At 44.8% G+C, this 16,861-nt stretch carries 16 protein-coding genes; 10 read left to right on the top strand and 6 right to left on the bottom strand.

Annotated elements, in window-relative coordinates; genetic code table 11:
* The first annotated feature begins 549 nt into the window (after nucleotides 1-549).
* Genes R8N49_RS12875 through R8N49_RS12865 form a run of 3 tightly spaced genes read left to right on the top strand, consistent with a single transcriptional unit; the run spans nucleotide 550 to nucleotide 3,280 of the window.
* On the top strand, nucleotides 550-777 hold the full coding sequence (locus R8N49_RS12875) for a FeoA family protein (protein ID WP_005382190.1): 228 nt from the start codon (nucleotides 550-552) through the stop codon (nucleotides 775-777).
* A complete protein-coding gene (gene feoB, locus R8N49_RS12870) occupies nucleotides 777-3,053 on the top strand; it encodes a Fe(2+) transporter permease subunit FeoB (protein ID WP_206953973.1) in 2,277 nt (758 codons plus the stop codon). The genes R8N49_RS12875 and feoB overlap by 1 nt, the downstream gene beginning before the upstream one ends.
* Nucleotides 3,050-3,280, top strand: a complete 231-nt coding sequence (locus R8N49_RS12865) for a FeoC-like transcriptional regulator (protein WP_005382192.1) — start codon at nucleotides 3,050-3,052, stop codon at nucleotides 3,278-3,280. The genes feoB and R8N49_RS12865 overlap by 4 nt, the downstream gene beginning before the upstream one ends.
* A gap of 109 nt (nucleotides 3,281-3,389) precedes the next feature.
* Here the strand turns inward: R8N49_RS12865 and R8N49_RS12860 are convergent, their stop codons facing one another.
* The 3 genes from R8N49_RS12860 to argS all read right to left on the bottom strand — a co-directional run bounded on the left by R8N49_RS12860 (nucleotide 3,390) and on the right by argS (nucleotide 6,348).
* Nucleotides 3,390-3,911 carry a YqhA family protein gene (locus R8N49_RS12860; RefSeq protein WP_258489518.1) on the bottom strand — a complete coding sequence of 174 codons (522 nt, stop codon included), beginning with the start codon at nucleotides 3,909-3,911 and terminating at the stop codon, nucleotides 3,390-3,392.
* A 150-nt stretch (nucleotides 3,912-4,061) separates the two neighbouring features.
* Nucleotides 4,062-4,490, bottom strand: a complete 429-nt coding sequence (locus R8N49_RS12855) for an HIT family protein (RefSeq protein WP_005382194.1) — start codon at nucleotides 4,488-4,490, stop codon at nucleotides 4,062-4,064.
* Nucleotides 4,491-4,614: 124 nt separating this feature from the next.
* Entirely contained in the window at nucleotides 4,615-6,348 is a 1,734-nt protein-coding gene (argS, locus tag R8N49_RS12850; RefSeq protein ID WP_005388349.1) for an arginine--tRNA ligase, read from the bottom strand.
* A gap of 220 nt (nucleotides 6,349-6,568) precedes the next feature.
* Between argS and R8N49_RS12845 the strand changes: the two genes are divergently transcribed.
* Complete coding sequence (locus R8N49_RS12845) at nucleotides 6,569-7,165, top strand: VOC family protein (protein ID WP_017819945.1); 597 nt, start codon at nucleotides 6,569-6,571, stop codon at nucleotides 7,163-7,165.
* Nucleotides 7,166-7,237: 72 nt separating this feature from the next.
* Here R8N49_RS12845 and R8N49_RS12840 read toward each other — a convergent pair whose 3' ends face one another.
* The 3 genes from R8N49_RS12840 to purU form a co-directional block, all read right to left on the bottom strand.
* Nucleotides 7,238-7,606 (bottom strand): hypothetical protein, encoded by a 369-nt coding sequence (locus R8N49_RS12840; RefSeq protein ID WP_017819944.1) that lies wholly within the window; start codon nucleotides 7,604-7,606, stop codon nucleotides 7,238-7,240.
* Between the two features lie 4 nt (nucleotides 7,607-7,610).
* Nucleotides 7,611-9,230: a S1 family peptidase gene (locus R8N49_RS12835; RefSeq protein WP_186584418.1), complete on the bottom strand. Its 1,620-nt coding sequence runs from the start codon at nucleotides 9,228-9,230 to the stop codon at nucleotides 7,611-7,613.
* Between the two features lie 206 nt (nucleotides 9,231-9,436).
* Entirely contained in the window at nucleotides 9,437-10,270 is an 834-nt protein-coding gene (gene purU, locus R8N49_RS12830) for a formyltetrahydrofolate deformylase (protein ID WP_005382206.1), read from the bottom strand.
* A gap of 218 nt (nucleotides 10,271-10,488) precedes the next feature.
* Between purU and R8N49_RS12825 the strand changes: the two genes are divergently transcribed.
* The 6 genes from R8N49_RS12825 (at nucleotide 10,489) to fadD (ending at nucleotide 16,784) form a co-directional block, all read left to right on the top strand.
* Entirely contained in the window at nucleotides 10,489-12,429 is a 1,941-nt protein-coding gene (locus R8N49_RS12825) for an ATP-dependent DNA helicase (RefSeq protein ID WP_005382210.1), read from the top strand.
* Nucleotides 12,430-12,458: 29 nt separating this feature from the next.
* Nucleotides 12,459-13,160 carry a tRNA (adenosine(37)-N6)-threonylcarbamoyltransferase complex dimerization subunit type 1 TsaB gene (gene tsaB, locus R8N49_RS12820; RefSeq protein ID WP_017819943.1) on the top strand — a complete coding sequence of 234 codons (702 nt, stop codon included), beginning with the start codon at nucleotides 12,459-12,461 and terminating at the stop codon, nucleotides 13,158-13,160.
* Nucleotides 13,161-13,220: 60 nt separating this feature from the next.
* Complete coding sequence (locus R8N49_RS12815) at nucleotides 13,221-13,526, top strand: hypothetical protein (RefSeq protein ID WP_017819942.1); 306 nt, start codon at nucleotides 13,221-13,223, stop codon at nucleotides 13,524-13,526.
* A gap of 41 nt (nucleotides 13,527-13,567) precedes the next feature.
* Nucleotides 13,568-14,125, top strand: coding sequence for a Slp family lipoprotein (locus R8N49_RS12810; RefSeq protein WP_005382214.1), 558 nt, complete (start codon nucleotides 13,568-13,570; stop codon nucleotides 14,123-14,125).
* A gap of 6 nt (nucleotides 14,126-14,131) precedes the next feature.
* Nucleotides 14,132-14,986: an alpha/beta fold hydrolase gene (locus tag R8N49_RS12805; RefSeq protein ID WP_005382215.1), complete on the top strand. Its 855-nt coding sequence runs from the start codon at nucleotides 14,132-14,134 to the stop codon at nucleotides 14,984-14,986.
* 106 nt (nucleotides 14,987-15,092) lie between these two features.
* Nucleotides 15,093-16,784, top strand: a complete 1,692-nt coding sequence (gene fadD / locus R8N49_RS12800) for a long-chain-fatty-acid--CoA ligase FadD (protein WP_005382216.1) — start codon at nucleotides 15,093-15,095, stop codon at nucleotides 16,782-16,784.
* Nucleotides 16,785-16,861: the final 77 nt, after the last annotated feature.

Below are 16,861 nucleotides of genomic sequence, written 5' to 3'. Positions count from 1 at the left end.
GAGTGATGGCATGCGACATTCGTGAAAACGAAAACTGTGTTGAAAAGATGGATAAGGTAAAGAAGTTTTGAAAGAGGTGAAAAAAATATCGTGGTATAGCCGGGGGGACTATACCACGGGTGTCAAGGACACCTTCGCTTGCTGCCGGAGTGACATGTTGCCATGCCACCTCTGGAATTTATTAGAGAGGTTGCCCTCTCGATGGAGTAACTATACGAGAGGTTACTTATTTTTCTTATAAAAATAACGCCATGTTTATATGAGAAAAGCGACAACGTTTTGTTTTTTAATTAACCCACTGTTTTAATTTGCATTTTTTGTTTTCTATCTTGGTTTGTGACATTTTTGTTTCGTTAGGTGTCATTTTTAATTGTTAATTTTGACGTAAATAACGAGAGGAAATTTACGAAGTTAACGTTTGAAAGCGTGAAAACATTTACGGAATCTTTGATTTCACACAAGGATTGAAGGGGTATAGGGGAGTAATATTGGCAACCTAAACTTATTAAATAATAATATTTCTCATTAGCAATACTCTTAAGGGCCACTATGAAGTTATCAGAGATTAATCCTGGCGATACGGTGACGATTCGGTTGTTAGATGGTCTTTCATCAGATATCAGAAAGAAACTCATGGTAATGGGGCTGCTTCCCAATACAGAAGTCAAAGTGATTCGACGTGCGCCAATGGGCGATCCTTTACAAGTCGAAGTCCGTGGTGTGTCTGTCGCATTGCGAGAAACAATTGCTCAGAAAATTGAAGTGGAGCGAGTGTAATGCAATATCAAGTGCTAACCGTAGGTAACCCTAATAGTGGTAAAACGACGCTATTTAATGGTTTAACTGGCGCAAAACAGCAAGTTGGTAACTGGGCAGGCGTCACGGTTGAAAAGAAAACGGGACAATTCAAGCATGCTGGGGATGAGTTTTTGCTCACTGACCTTCCGGGTATTTACTCATTAGACAGTGGTAATGATAGTAATAGTATTGATGAATCCATCGCATCGCGTGCGGTTCTAACTCATCCTGCTGATCTCATTATTAACGTGGTGGATGCTACAAGTTTAGAGCGCAGCTTATATATGACGCTGCAACTTCGCGAACTTGGTCGCCCTATGATTGTTGTCCTCAACAAGATGGATGCGCTAAAGCGTGAACGTCAGATGATTAACGTTGCAGAGCTTGAGAAAACGTTAGGTTGTCCGGTTGTCAGTTTATCTGCAACCAATAAAACTCAAGTGGCAGAGTTTAGAGAAAAGCTCCATAAATCCATCGTTCAAGGAGTGCCACTTAAAGAATTGTCTTTGCATTACGGTGAGAAGATGGAGTCGGCAATTCAAACGGTTTCCGCACTTTTTAACGACCAAAACGTCGCTCATCGTGCACTAGCGATTCGTGCGCTTGAAAAAGACACAATGGTGCTCAATAGTCTTTCTGATATTGATAGAAGCAAAGTCTTGGAAGTCATTACGACGTTAGATTTGGATATCGATTTGCATGTCGCGGATACTAAGTACACGCATCTGCATGAACAGTGTAAAAAAGTTCGCCGAAGCGAAGGCAAGTTAAGTCGTAGTGTGACTGAAAGACTCGACCAGTTTATTTTGAACAAGTGGATTGGAATTCCTTTCTTCTTTGTTGTTATGTACCTGATGTTTATGTTCTCGATTAACATCGGTAGTGCATTTATCGACTTTTTTGACATTGGTGTGGGCGCATTGTTGGTTGATGGTGGGCATCACTTGTTAGACGGTCATTTGCCTGTGTGGTTAGTGACGGTTCTTGCTGATGGTATCGGTGGTGGTATCCAGACGGTTGCAACCTTCATTCCGGTTATCGCGTGTTTGTACCTGTTCCTAGCGGTACTTGAGAGCTCAGGTTACATGGCTCGTGCAGCATTCGTACTAGATAAAGTGATGCAGAAGATCGGCCTACCGGGCAAAGCATTTGTACCGTTGGTTCTTGGTTTTGGCTGTAACGTACCGTCAATCATGGCAACTCGTACTCTAGACCAAGAACGTGAGCGTAAACTGGCTGCATCTATGGCGCCATTTATGTCATGCGGTGCTCGTCTGCCTGTATACGCGCTATTTGCTGCGGCATTCTTCCCAGGTTCTGGCCAGAACATTGTATTCGCACTTTACCTACTTGGTATTGTGGCAGCGATCTTCACAGGTCTTTTCCTTAAGCACACGCTTTACCCAGGTAGCAGTGATAGCCTAGTAATGGAAATGCCAGACTATGAGCTTCCGACGCTACAAAACGTGGTGATCAAAACTTGGCAAAAGCTAAAGCGCTTTGTACTTGGTGCAGGTAAAACCATCGTTATCGTTGTTGCTATTCTGAGTTTCTTCAACTCATTGGGTACTGATGGCAGTTTTGGTAATGAAGACAGCGAAAACTCGGTGCTTTCTAAAGCTGCGCAAGTTGTAACTCCAGTATTCGCGCCAATCGGTGTTCAAGAAGATAACTGGCCAGCGACGGTTGGTATCATTACCGGTATCTTCGCAAAAGAGGCGGTAGTTGGTACGCTTAACAGTCTATACACCACGCCAAGTGACGGTGAAGACGCAGAATTTGATCTAATGGGCAGCCTAGAAGAGGCAGTAATGAGTATCCCTGAAAACTTAGCCGGTTTGAGCTACTCAGATCCACTAGGCATTGAAGTGGGTGACTTAACTGACTCAAATGCCGTTGCCGAAGAACAAGAAGTCGATGCTTCTATCTTCGGTAACATTAAATCGCAGTTTGCTTCTGGCAATGCCGCATTTGCTTACCTAATCTTTATCCTACTGTACACTCCTTGTGTGGCGGCGATGGGTGCTTACGTACGTGAGTTTGGTCATAAGTTCGCACGCTTTATCGCGGTTTGGACAATGGGCTTGGCTTACCTATGTGCGACGTTCTACAACCAATTGACGCATTTCGCAGATAGCCCAGTGACAAGTGGTATTTGGATGGCTGTGATCGTTGCTATCTTCTTCGGTACCTACCGCGTGTTCAAACAAGTTGGTAAGAAACAAAACGGTGCATTAGAGGCGCAAGTAGCATGATTTTAAAAGAGCTTTATCAATACATTGCAGACAAAGGAACCGTCTCCCAGTCAGATCTGGCTAAACAGTTTGGGATGAGTGAAGATGGCGCCGACGCGATGTTAAACGTGTGGATTAAGAAGGGCAAAATTAGCCGCCTAGTCGACACTAATAAAGCTCATGACGTGACTCGTGTTCGCTACTCAGTGACTAAACAAGATGGTTTGTCTTTGACAGTCACCATGTAGCGATTGTCAAAATTAGTCACCTAAAAAGTTATTACGTAAAAACGACAAAGCCGCATCAGCAATGATGCGGCTTTTCTTTTGCTGGTTATTGTTTGTGAATACAGCGAAATTAATGCTCTTCAGAGTGTTTAGTCGCGCCTAACCCTAGGAACTTCAAACCAAGACTTAAAACTAAAATCGAAATAGGTAATGTTAAGATCGTCCAATCTAAGCTGTCGAAGTTAATCAGCACGAGCTCTAAGAACTTCACAAACAAGATCACGATGATGACTTCAGCCAAAATGTTTTTTAGGTGGCCGATGTTTGGGGTTCTGATCCAATGCAAAACCGACGGTTCTTGTGTTTTCGCTTTAGCTTTGTTGGAAATAAACAGTGTGTAGATGCCGTGAGCAAAGATGAACAAAACTAGTGCGACAAGAAACGTATCCAGTGACTTGATCAAATATGCGATCGCGATGTCTGCTTTATCTAAATGTGCGAGTGCTTCTGGAGGTGTTTGATTAAGAATGAAGACCGCAAATGCCGAATAGGTTTTTGCTGCGCCCATAAGAAAAAGCAAGAATGAAGCAGCCATAGAACAGATAATGGCGATCCAGCTGACGTATCGGAATGTGTTGAAGATTTGTTTCATGATGACCCTCTCTAACTGAGCTGGTAGTCTAAACAAGTTTTATTTTAGTGATAATCCCAGAAAAATGAGAAAGATTGTTACAAATACGTATTAATCTTTCTCTGTCTATTTCAGCCGTATTCAAAGGCGAATTATTTTCGCTAGCAGTGCTTATGCTTTTTGGAAAATAGAGCTCAGTGACAGCACATTTTTAATGCGACCAAGCAATTCGTTTTGCTCTTCTTCTGTACGGAATTCACCTTTGGTGTTCCCCCAAACCGGTCCCGGCCATGCTACGTCATCTTTGAAGCGAGCAATATGGTGAATGTGCAGCTGTGGCACCATATTACCTAGCGCACCAAGGTTTAGCTTGTCTGGACGGAATGTTGCTTCCAGTGCTTGGCTTACCGCTTGAGACTCTAGCAAAAACTGTTGCTGTTCTTGCATTGGCAAGTGGTGAAGCTCTTTTAGGTTTGCACGTTTAGGGACCAAGATAACCCATGGCACGGCGTTATCTTTATGCAGAAGCGCCACACACAGTGGGAAGTGGCCGATAACGGTGGTGTCTTTTGCCAGTTGAGGGTGCAGTTCAAAACTCATTATGTTGTCCGATTTGAATTGAATGACATCAGTATACGCCAGATAAAACAAAAGGTTGACGCTTTCACGTCAACCTTTGTCATCATTTAGCTTGTGCTACTTAAGCTACCTACGTAAAAGCGGATTACATACGCTCTAGAGTATCAATACCTAGTAGAGACAGACCTTGCTTGATGGTCTTCGCTGTTAGCGCTGCTAGTTTCAGGCGGCTTTGTTTCACTGCTTCGTCTTCAGCAACTAGGATAGGGCATGCTTCGTAGAAGCTAGAGAACTGACCTGCTAGTTCGAATAGGTAGCTACACATGATGTGTGGTTGGCCTTCGCGAGCGACAGATTGAACCGCTTCTTCGAACTGCATAAGCTTAGCAATAAGTGCTTTCTCTTTCTCATCAGTGATTTTGATGTCACCTTGGAGAGCGTCCATAGCAACACCAGCTTTAGCGAAAATAGAAGCTACGCGAGTGTATGCATATTGCATGTATGGTGCTGTGTTACCTTCAAACGCTAACATGTTGTCCCAATCGAACACGTAGTCAGTCGTACGGTGTTTAGATAAGTCAGAGTATTTAACCGCTGCCATTGCAACTGTTTTAGAGATCTTCTCTTTTTCTTCCGCATCTAGTTCAGGGTTTTTAGATTCGATCAGCTGTGCTGCACGAACTTCTGCTTCATCTAGAAGGTCGGCAAGACGAACCGTACCGCCCGCACGAGTCTTGAATGGCTTACCATCTTTACCAAGCATCATGCCGAACGCGTGGTGCTCAAGAGATACTGACTCAGGTACGTAGCCTGCTTTACGAACAATTGTCCAAGCTTGCATTAGGTGCTGGTGTTGACGTGAGTCGATGAAGTAAAGCACACGGTCTGCGCTTAGCTCTTCATAACGATATTTTGCACATGCGATGTCTGTTGTTGTGTATAGGAAACCGCCATCGCGTTTTTGAACGATAACGCCCATTGGTTCGCCATCTTTGTTCTTGTATTCATCTAGGAATACAACTTGCGCGCCATCATCTTCAACGGCAAGACCTTGTTCTTTTAGGTCTGCAACGATCTTAGGAAGCATGTCGTTGTACATGCTCTCGCCCATCACGTCGTCACGAGTCAGTGACACGTTTAGACGGTCGTAGTTGCGCTGGTTTTGGATCATGGTTACATCAACGAGTTTTTTCCACATTTCTGCACAGTACTCGTCACCGCTTTGCAGTTTCACAACGTAGTTTCGCGCCTTTACTGCGAAGTCTTCATCTTCGTCGTACAGTTTTTTCGATTCGCGGTAGAAGCCTTCAAGGTCCGCAAGTTCCATAGAAACTTCGCCAGACTCTTGTTGTACACGCTCAAGGTTTGCGATAAGCATACCGAACTGAGTACCCCAGTCGCCGATGTGGTTCGCACGGATCACTTTGTGACCTAGGAACTCAAGAGTACGTACTACCGCATCACCGATGATGGTTGAACGTAGGTGACCAACGTGCATTTCTTTAGCAACGTTTGGTGCAGAGTAGTCAGCAACGATAGTTTGAGCTTCGTCTGCTGCAACGCCAAGACGTGAGTCAGCCAGTGCTGCTTCCGCTTGTTTTGCTAGGAACTCTTCGCTTAGGAAAATGTTGATGAAACCAGGACCAGCGATTTCTGTCTTGCTTGCAATACCATCTAGGTCTAGAACATCCAGTACTTTCTGTGCAAATTCTCGTGGGTTAGTACCCAGTTTTTTAGCAACGCCCATTACGCCGTTTGCTTGGTAGTCACCAAATTGTGGCTTTGCTGATTGGCGTACTGCCGCAGGACTGCCTGCAGGTGCGCCAGCGGCTTCTAGAGCCTGAGATACTTTGTCATTAATAAGTGCTTGGATATTCACACGCGTTTCCTTCAATTCAAGGACGAAGAACTCGGCGAAGTAAGTGCCGAGTTCTGTTGGAGTTCACAAAAATGGGGCTAATGATAACAACTTTATTGCTTTTCATACAGAGAGGAATTGGGGAAATTTATACTTTTTCGATTGAATGGAAATGTGGTTTGGTTTGCGTTTACTATTGCGCTCAGAGTAATGAGATAAATCGCCCCATAAGAGAGCCACAATGACGACTCAACTAGTTGAAAAACGCCTAGCGCCTAAATTGATGATCCAAGATCTGGATGCATTTATGGCGAAGATTGAAGAGCTTGCATCCCTGTTAAAACTGGATCTGAGCTTTGCTCAAGCTGACCATATTGCGCTGCGAATTAATGATACTGAAACAGCAAAAGCCGCGCATGAAGCATGGAATCAATACGGTAAGGTGATTTCACAAGCGAAAATCAACGGTCGCCCAATCATCGTTATCGAATTCGATAAAGCGTTGGAAAGCCGTGGTTGGAAGATTGAGTGTCTGGAACTGCCATACCCTGCGGAAGGCAAAATCTACCCAAATGAAAGCTGGGAACATGTGGAGTTTGTGATTCCGTCTCATGCCGAAACTGCAGACGAGTTTCTTGCTGATTTGAAACACACTTACCCAGCGTTTGGCGCGCGTTTTAATGAGTTGGAAGAGCTGGGTGTGAAGATCAAACTGTCGAGCCCGAAAGGGGATGGCGAACGCTTGAATAACCCAACAGTGGCGTTTAAGTACCAAGGCATTTGTATCAAACTGCACCCGCATTCACTTAAGCGTATTGTGGAGTCTGAGCAGGCGTAAAACGCTAGGGTGAGAATTGCTGAGTTGCGATAGGCAAAAAGGGAGCCGAGGCTCCCTTTCGTAAGCGAATCACTATTTAGCCAGTGACTTGCTTTTTGGGTTGGTAATGGAAAGTTTTTTGCCTTTCAACTCTTCATCTAAAGGCAGTGTAAAAGTTTTGGCAAACGGCATTCGTTTACAATGATCCGCCTTGTCTCTAACGATAGTAATAAGAGCTTCTGTCTGTGAGCTTTGCTCTATTTTTAGGCTAAAGTCCTCGTTTTCACTGCAGCCGTTAGACTCTGTGATAAATGAAATTTGACTCTCACTTGTCCTATAAGTCTCTACCATCATTGCTTGGTGCTCAGACGTCTGGTTTGTTTGCAGTCCTGCGTTTGCTGAACATGCAGTTAAACTGATAGTGCCCAAACCAAGTAGGAATATCTTGAGTCTATGTTTCATCTCGTTACCTTTTTTTGCGTCGTACGAATGAACCTGCAGCCATTAACACCAGTAGGCCAATAGATAAACTGCCGCCTGAACTAGACTTTTTATTAACGTCGTTACCAGCATCGCCCGTATTATCTGTGCTGACTGACATATTTATGTTGCGAACAAATGCTTGCGCGCTGTAAATGCCACTTGAAAACGGGTGTTGGACGTATTCAAACGTTATCGTATTAGATGCTTTGTAAAGATCGATCTGGATCTCTTTATAATCGAGGAGTTGGTTGGTGCTATCGTAAATTTCACCATTAACTAAGATGAACAAGTAATCAAAACCATCGGACATTACTTTGAGATCCATGGTAAGTTTGCCCTTCGGAAGATCGGTCAAAACCAGCTCAGATACACCAGGATAAGCTCCCATATCCGCTGATTGCAGTTCACCATTTTCAGCCGTCCAAGCGTTTTGACCGGTATAAACATTTGCGTCTGCTAGCGGAATGGCATTACGCACTGATCTGCTTGCTTTATCTACACCTGAATACTCGAAAGTTGTTGTGAGTCTGGACAGTTTCGGATGATCGGTAAAGAGCTCTATCGTTGTTTCTGATCCCGAATAGCTAGGTTGGTAGCCGACGGTAATTTGACAGCTTTGCGAAGGCTTTAAGGTACCAGTACAAGTGCTTTTCTCGATGGTACTTCCGTATGATATTGTGCTTTGGTAGATGTTGAATGGGATAGTATCGTCATTACGAATAGTAAAGGTCTCTTGCTGCGCTTTTCGCTCAACGAAACGAAGATCTCGGTACTTAGTGAAGCTGATAGTATTGCGATGGCTATCTATCCATCCATTGTGTTGAAAATGAGCGACGTTGGCGTAAACACCATAAGCGTTTGGTTGAGCACATCCATCCCCCCAGCTGACCACGCCTAGCAATTTGTTGATACCGTTATCATCAACGATGAGTGGACCGCCGCTATCTCCTTGGCAGCTATCTTTTCCTCCCCAATAGTATCCCGCACAGATGCCATCATCTGATACATTAGAGTAGTTTCCTTTTAGGTTTTGGCAGGTCTCTCGATCCACATACTCTAAATCAACTTGTTGTAAAACAGCCGGAAATTCCCTTCCTGTCGTAGAGGTGTTTCCCCATCCTGCGACATGTACTTTATCTCCTGCGCGTACGTTAGCTAGAACTTCTGGCGTTGCAAGAGCAATAGTCGCGCTGTCGACACTGCGTTCCAACTCAATAAGAGCAATGTCATTGTTCGTTGTTATGTTGTTATATTCATCATGTGAATAGATATTTTTAATGGCGATGCGCTGTGCTTGAGACTCTCTGTTTTTGTCATAAAGACCAAGAACGATATCCAGATCGTCCGCATTAAGACCTTCCACACAGTGCGCAGCAGTTAATACGTATTTTCCACCTAGGAAACTGCCACCACAAAAGTGACCAATAGATGTAGGTTGTCCTTTACGTACCAGTGAAGCAATAAATTTCCAGTCGGAAGTGTTGGCAGGTTCGCCGCCGATAATGCGAGTGGATACATCATTCTGAACAGGCTCAAGAGTATCTGCGATTGTGGTTGCTGGTAAAGTCAGCCCAATCAGAAAAGCCACTAACGTTTTTTTCATTTTAATTCCGTAATATTAACGTGGTTTATTATAAGGAGGGCAAATGATAAACGGAATCATTCTCTCAGTAAATAGTTGTGGAGAAATGAAAAATTATAACGTATCGGTTTAACTTTGATGGTTAGAATTGGAGGGGGGATCTTCTGAAAAGATGAAACCCGCCAAGTTGGACGGGTTTCACTATCGTTGTAACTAGTACGGAGGGATTACAGGATCACTGTCTTATTCCCATAAACAAAGACGTGGTCATTGATCACTTTATTCAAAGCCTTACTCAATACGTTCTTCTCTACATCGCGTCCCGCTTGCGCCATATCTTGGGCATTGAATGTATGGTCGACAGGAATTACGTCTTGCTTGATGATCGGCCCTTCATCTAAATCATTAGTCACGAAGTGTGCTGTTGCACCGATGATTTTCACACCGCGATCGTAAGCTTGTTGATATGGCTTCGCGCCAATAAAAGCAGGTAAGAAGCTGTGATGAATATTAATGATTTTGTGGTGATATTTCTCAACAAACGTCGGCGTTAATACGCGCATGTATTTAGCTAGCACCAAAAAGTCAGCATCGTATTGATCGATCACTTCTAGCATCTTCTGCTCGTGTTCTTCACGGCTAAGGTTTTCATGGGTCACATGGTGGTAAGGAATGTCGAAGCGCTCAGTGAGAGTTTGCAGTTTGTCGTAATTCCCCACCACAGCGGCGATCTCAACATCTAGGCTTCCATCGTAGGTTTTCATCAGAATATCGCCTAAACAATGCGCTTCTTTTGTGACGAGAATGACGATGCGCTTACGGCGAGAGCCAACCAATTTACGCTTAGCACCTTGCGGGAGAGCTTGGTCCAAGTCGGCAAGAAACGTTTGATCGTTGAAGTATCCCTCTAGCTCCGTTCTCATGAAAAAGTGACCACTGGTATTATCAACAAATTCGTTATTGTGAACGATGTTGAGTTGGTGCTTGTAACAGATATTAGTAATTTTCGAGATGAGACCCGGGGCGTCAGAACAGTGGGTCAACAGTGTTTTCTTTTCCATAAATCAGGTACTTCCATGCATTAATATTTTAGCGTACGAATTTGTTATTATTCCCTGGCGGGTGTAACTGTACTGCCATGTTTCACCATAAATAATCTATTCTTACGTTGGTTTCAACAAAATATCCGCGTGTCGCCGCAAGCTGGTCAGATTGTGGGCTGATGTCACTCCTATTCCTCTGATATACTCTCGATAATTTTTCAAACTCAATACCAAGCATGATCGCAAAAACTTTTTCCTCTGATGGCGCGTTAGGTAAGGCCATTCCTGGCTTTCAAGCTCGTCAGCCACAAATCGATATGGCGGAAGCCGTCAGCAGTGCGATCAAAGATCAAACCCAGTTGGTGGTGGAGGCAGGAACCGGAACCGGTAAGACCTTCGCCTACCTAGTCCCTGCGCTGTTGAGCGGTAAAAAAGTGATTATCAGTACAGGCTCGAAAAACTTGCAAGAGCAGTTGTACCATCGGGACTTACCGCTCATGGTCAATGCGCTTGGTTTTTATGGTCAAGTGGCGTTATTAAAAGGGCGTTCTAATTATCTGTGTTTGGATCGTTTGAGCCGCCAAATGGTCGAAAGCCACACCAATGAATCTGACCCGACGTTATTAACTCAACTGGTTAAAGTGCGTGCTTGGTCATCAGAAACCAAAACAGGTGACCTTGGGGATTGTGATGATCTGCCAGAAGACAGCATGATCATTCCGACCATCACCTCAACCAATGATAACTGTTTAGGTAAAGAATGTCCGAGCTACACTGATTGCTTTGTATTGAAAGCGCGTAAGCGAGCCATGGATTCCGACATTGTTGTAGTGAACCATCACTTGTTTCTTGCTGATTTAGCGATTAAAGAAACAGGATTTGGTGAACTGATTCCAGAAGCCGATGTGTTTATTTTTGATGAAGCTCATCAGTTGCCAGATATTGCGAGCGAATATTTCGGCCAGTCAGTTTCAAGCCGCCAAATTCACGATCTTGCCAAAGACATTGAAATAGCCTATCGCACCGAAGCCAAAGATATGCGTCAATTGCAAAAAGTGGGCGACAAACTCATGCAAAGCGCAATGGACATGCGGATTGTATTGGGTGAGCCAGGCTTTCGTGGCAACTGGCGTGAGGCGTTGCAATCAGGTTCTATTAAGCGAGAATTATTGCGCTTAACTGACAGCCTCGAATTGGCGATTGATGTACTCAAAATAGCCTTAGGGCGCAGTCAATTACTGGATACCGCCTTTGAACGAGCCAATTTGATCAAAGGCCGTATCGACCGGGTATGTGATGTCGATATTACCGGTTACTCATACTGGTACGATACCTCGCCTCGTCATTTCGCTCTGCACATTACGCCTCTTTCTGTCGCGGACAAGTTCCATGAGCAAATAGAGATTAAACAAGGCGCGTGGATTTTCACGTCAGCAACCCTAGCCGTATCGGGCGACTTCAAGCACTTTACTGAGCGCCTTGGCCTCAAGCCTACAAAGCAATTTTCTCTGCCGTCCCCCTTTGATTATCAAAAACAAGCGCGCCTTTGTGTGCCAAGGTATTTGCCAGAGCCAAACAGTAACGGCTTAGCGGATAAGTTAGTCCGAATGCTTGCTCCGGTGATTGAAGAAAATGATGGTCGCTGCTTCTTTTTATGTACCTCGCACAGCATGATGCGTGAACTAGGTGAGAAGTTCCGAGAAGTACTTGAGCTGCCTGTGTTAATGCAAGGGGAGATGAGTAAGCAGAAAACCTTGGCGGAGTTTATGGAACTGGGTAACGCTTTACTCGTGGCGACGGGCGCTTTCTGGGAAGGGATTGATGTTAGAGGTGATGCGCTGAGCTGTGTTATTATCGACAAATTACCGTTTACCGCCCCTGACGATCCGTTACTCAAAGCCCGTATCGAGGATTGTCGATTACGTGGCGGTGAACCATTTGCTGAAGTACAAATCCCGGATGCAGTGATTACGTTAAAGCAGGGAGTCGGGCGATTAATTCGAGATCAGAAGGATCACGGTGCGTTGATCATTTGTGATAATCGCCTCGTCACGCGAGACTATGGTGGTATTTTCCTCGGAAGTCTACCACCTATCCCAAGGACGCGAGACTTAGATGGAATCAAAGCATTCCTGAAAGCAGAACAATCTGTCACAGACGCAAGTGCTGAGGCATAACCCAATAAATGAGAGTTGTAGAGAGTTAAATGAGCGCAAAAATTCTTGCTATCGATACAGCGACTGAAAACTGTTCAGTTGCGTTGTTGGCTAATGATCAAGTGATTTCACGTAGCGCGGTTGCACCACGCGATCACACCAAAAAAGTACTGCCAATGGTTGATGAAGTACTCAAAGAAGCTGGCCTGACTCTACAAGAGCTGGATGCGTTAGCGTTTGGACGTGGTCCAGGTAGCTTTACTGGCGTTCGTATCGGTATTGGTATCGCACAAGGTTTGGCGTTCGGTGCTGACTTACCTATGATCGGCGTTTCAACGCTGGCTGCAATGGCTCAAGGTAGCTATCGCTTACATGGTGTGACCGATGTCGCTGTGGCTATTGACGCACGTATGGGTGAAGTTTACTGGGCACGTTACACTCGCCAAGCAAACGGTGAGTGGGCAGAGATGGATGCAGAGTGCGTAATTCCACCAGCACGTCTCGTTGAAGAAGCACAAGCAGACGACAAAACGTGGACGACAGCAGGTACTGGTTGGGATGCTTACCAAGAAGTATTAGCAGACCTACCGTTTAATTTGACGCATAGTGACGTTCTGTACCCTGATTCACAAGACATCGTGATTCTTGCTGAACAAGAATTTAAAAAGGGTAATACCGTGCCGGTCGAAGATTCGAGCCCTGTTTATTTACGTGATAATGTGACATGGAAAAAACTTCCTGGTCGCGAATAGTCCGTTTTTCATTAACCTGACAAAAAGCAGGGCGTTTGCCCTGTATTTTTATGGAGTGCTATGGCGTCGATTAATGGCTTGCCTCCTTCTTTGATTCCCGGTGCAAATCGCACTCATAAAGCCAGTCAAAAGAAGCAGGTAAATAAATCACAAACAAAGCAGCCTGTAGGTCAGCCTTCAAAGGTTGCTAACGCCGTGGCGCACTCCATAAAACACGTGGATGAGTCCCAAATTCACCGAGCTCAAGTGCAATATGACCTTCCTGAAGGGGGCGCACGTAAAGCAATGGAGCAGTACATGGATGTCATGAATCGAGCTAAAAAAGAGGAACTGGCTCAATTACTTGGTGTCGATATTTACGTGTGAGATCTCCCCAGCTTGGGGTTACTAATATTGAAAGGTGGTTTATGAAGGTTTTTGGACGGTTTTTTCTCGCATTATTTGCTACGGTTGGTTTGTCTGCGTGTAGCTCTTTGCCAGAGGAGCTAAATGCAAGCACAGAATTGGTCGTTACAGACTATAAAGCGTTTGCTGAGTCTCAGGGGCAAGTGAGTGAAGATGTTCGCCTTGGTGGAATCATCGCTAAAGTGGATAACTTTAAAGATAAAACGCGTCTAGAGATTGTAAACCTTCCTATCAGTAAGTCTGGTAAACCTGATATTGATGAAGAGCCTACGGGGCGTTTTGTCGCCTATTTTGATGGCTATTTAGAGCCTGTCGCCTTTAGTGAAGGCCGTTTGGTGACGGTTGTAGGCAAAGGAGCAGGGGAAGAAGAAGGAAAGATCGGTGAGCACGGTTACATCTTCCCAGTAATTAAGGGGGAAGGGTACCGTTTATGGAAAATTGAAGAACGTGTACGCATGTATGACTCGCCAACCTACTTTTACCCATGTTACTCGATTAACTGCCGCATGTGGCGTAATGATTTCCCGCAAGACGGTAAAGTGATAAAACAGGTCAAATAATCTGCGATGCATGAGCGTCAATTCGAGCTTCCTGCCGGCAAAATGGCAGCCCTTGAGATAGGGAACGAGAAAACGGCTGACTTGTCAGTCGTTTTTCTTCATGGGTGGTTAGATAATGCGGGCAGCTTTAAAGCGCTCATGGAGCAGTTGAATCAACTTAATCCTCACTTACACCTCCTCGCCATCGATCATTTTGGTCACGGTTTATCGAGTCATAAATCTCACGATAATTATTACCCCTTTCACGACTATATTGCCGATTTGTATCAGTTTTTGGACGAATTATCACCAAACAGACTGATATTAGTAGGGCATTCACTTGGTGCTTTAATCGCAAGTTGCTATAGTGCAGCGTTTCCAGAGCAGGTCGAAGCTCTTGTGCAAATTGAGGGAGCAGGACCTCTTCATGAGGATCCTACTAACAGTTTGCCTCGTCTTCGCGATGGCGTTTTAAGTCGAATAAGACAGCAAAACAAGCCAGAGCGAGCCATTGCCTCCTTCGATCTGGCGTTAAAATTACGCATGCAAGCCAACCAATTAACCGCTGAGCAACTTCTACCGATAGTCGAGCGTGGAACAGAGCAGCGAGGAGATAAATGGTATTGGCGGCATGACGCCAAGTTAAAATGTGCGTCGCTTTACCGAATGGCGCAAGCGCATGCTAACTCGATTACCAGCCAAATACGTTGTCCTCATTTGATTGTATTAGGCGATCAAGGATTTCAGAATTTACCATCTAACCAAGCTGATTGGGGAGAGAACCCACCGCAAGTGGTTTCTGTCAAGGGTGGTCATCACTGCCATTTAGAGCAAATACTCGAGGTCGCAACGCGAATTCTTGGTGTAGTTAACAAAATTTAAACAAGTGTTTGAGAGTTGCGTGCTCAAGCACGTTCGCTGTGCTGTAATAGCTTTCAAAATAAAAAGGACGCTATTTTTTAGCCAGTTATAAACGAGGAGTAACATCGTGGATAAACCATGGCTTTCACGTTATCCAAGTGACGTACCTGAAACCATTAATCCAGAGCAATATGAGTCTTTGGTAGAAATGTTTGAACAGTCTGTACAAAAATATGCAGACCAACCAGCATTCATGAACATGGGCTCGGTTATGACCTTCCGTAAATTGGAAGAGCGTAGTCGCGCATTCGCAGCGTATCTGCAAAACGAGTTAAAACTGCAAAAGGGTGACCGTGTTGCTCTGATGATGCCAAACCTACTGCAATACCCAGTGGCGTTGTTTGGTATTTTGCGTGCAGGTTGTATCGCCGTAAACGTTAACCCACTTTACACTCCTCGTGAACTTGAACACCAATTGAATGACTCAGGTGCGACGACGATTGTGATTGTGTCTAACTTTGCGAATACGTTAGAACAAATTGTCGATAAAACACCAGTCAAACACGTAGTGTTAACCAGTCTTGGTCAAATGCTGCCACGAGCGAAAGGTACGATTGTCGATTTTGTCGTGAAGTACGTTAAGGGCATGGTGCCTAAGTACGATTTACCTGGTGCAATCTCAATGCGTCAGGCTCTACGTAAAGGTCGTCGTCTACAATACGTTAAACCGTTTATGTCTGGGGATGACATTGCATTCCTGCAATATACGGGGGGGACGACAGGTGTCGCGAAAGGCGCGATTCTGACTCACCGCAACATGATTGCGAACGTTCTACAGGCAAAAGGCGCGTACGGACCGGTTTTATCTCCGGGGCGTGAATTAGTCGTGACAGCATTACCGCTGTATCACGTATTTGCTCTTACCGTAAACTGTCTGCTGTTTGTTGAAATGGGTGGTCGTAACTTACTTATTACGAACCCTAGAGATATTCCAGGGTTCGTGAAAGAGCTACAAAAGCATCCGTTTACTGCGATTACGGGCGTGAATACCTTATTTAATGCATTGGTCAATAATGAAGATTTCCACGAGTTGGATTTCAGTAATCTACGTTTAGCCGTTGGCGGCGGCATGGCAGTGCAGCGCTCAGTGGCAGAAAGATGGCAAAAGACCACGGGTTGCTATTTGCTCGAAGGTTACGGTCTAACAGAGTGTTCTCCGTTGGTGGCGGCATATCCGCATGATCTTGTTGAATACAATGGCTCTATTGGTCTGCCGGTACCATCAACAGAAGTTCGTATCGTGGACGAAGAAGGTAACGCTCTTGCGAATACTGAAACTGGCGAACTTCAAGTTCGTGGTCCTCAGGTTATGCAAGGTTACTGGCAACGACCTGAAGCAACGAAAGATACGATTAACGAAGACGGCTGGCTATCAACCGGCGACATCGTTAAGTTCGATGACGAAGGCTTCCTGCATATCGTTGACCGTAAGAAAGACATGATCTTAGTATCAGGCTTTAATGTTTACCCGAACGAAATCGAAGACGTTGTAGCACTACACGGCAAAGTACTTGAAGTTGCTGCTATTGGCCAGCCGCATGAAGTGTCTGGTGAATTAGTGAAGATTTATGTCGTGAAACGCGATCCGAGCTTGACCAAAGACGAAGTGATCGCGCATTGTCGAGAACACCTAACTGGCTACAAAGTTCCGAAGTTGGTTGAGTTCCGCGAAGACTTACCTAAAACCAATGTCGGTAAGATCTTGCGTCGTGTTTTACGCGAAGAGAATGACGCTGAACTTGCGAAGAAAAGCGCATAAGCCGATTTCGTCGAGTCGAGAGATTTAAAAAATGATAGAATGCCAGCGTTTTGCTGGCATTTTTTATAGCGAGAAGT

It is taken from the genome of Vibrio sp. 1978 (assembly GCF_033344345.1).
This window is presented reverse-complemented; position numbering and strand designations above follow the sequence as displayed.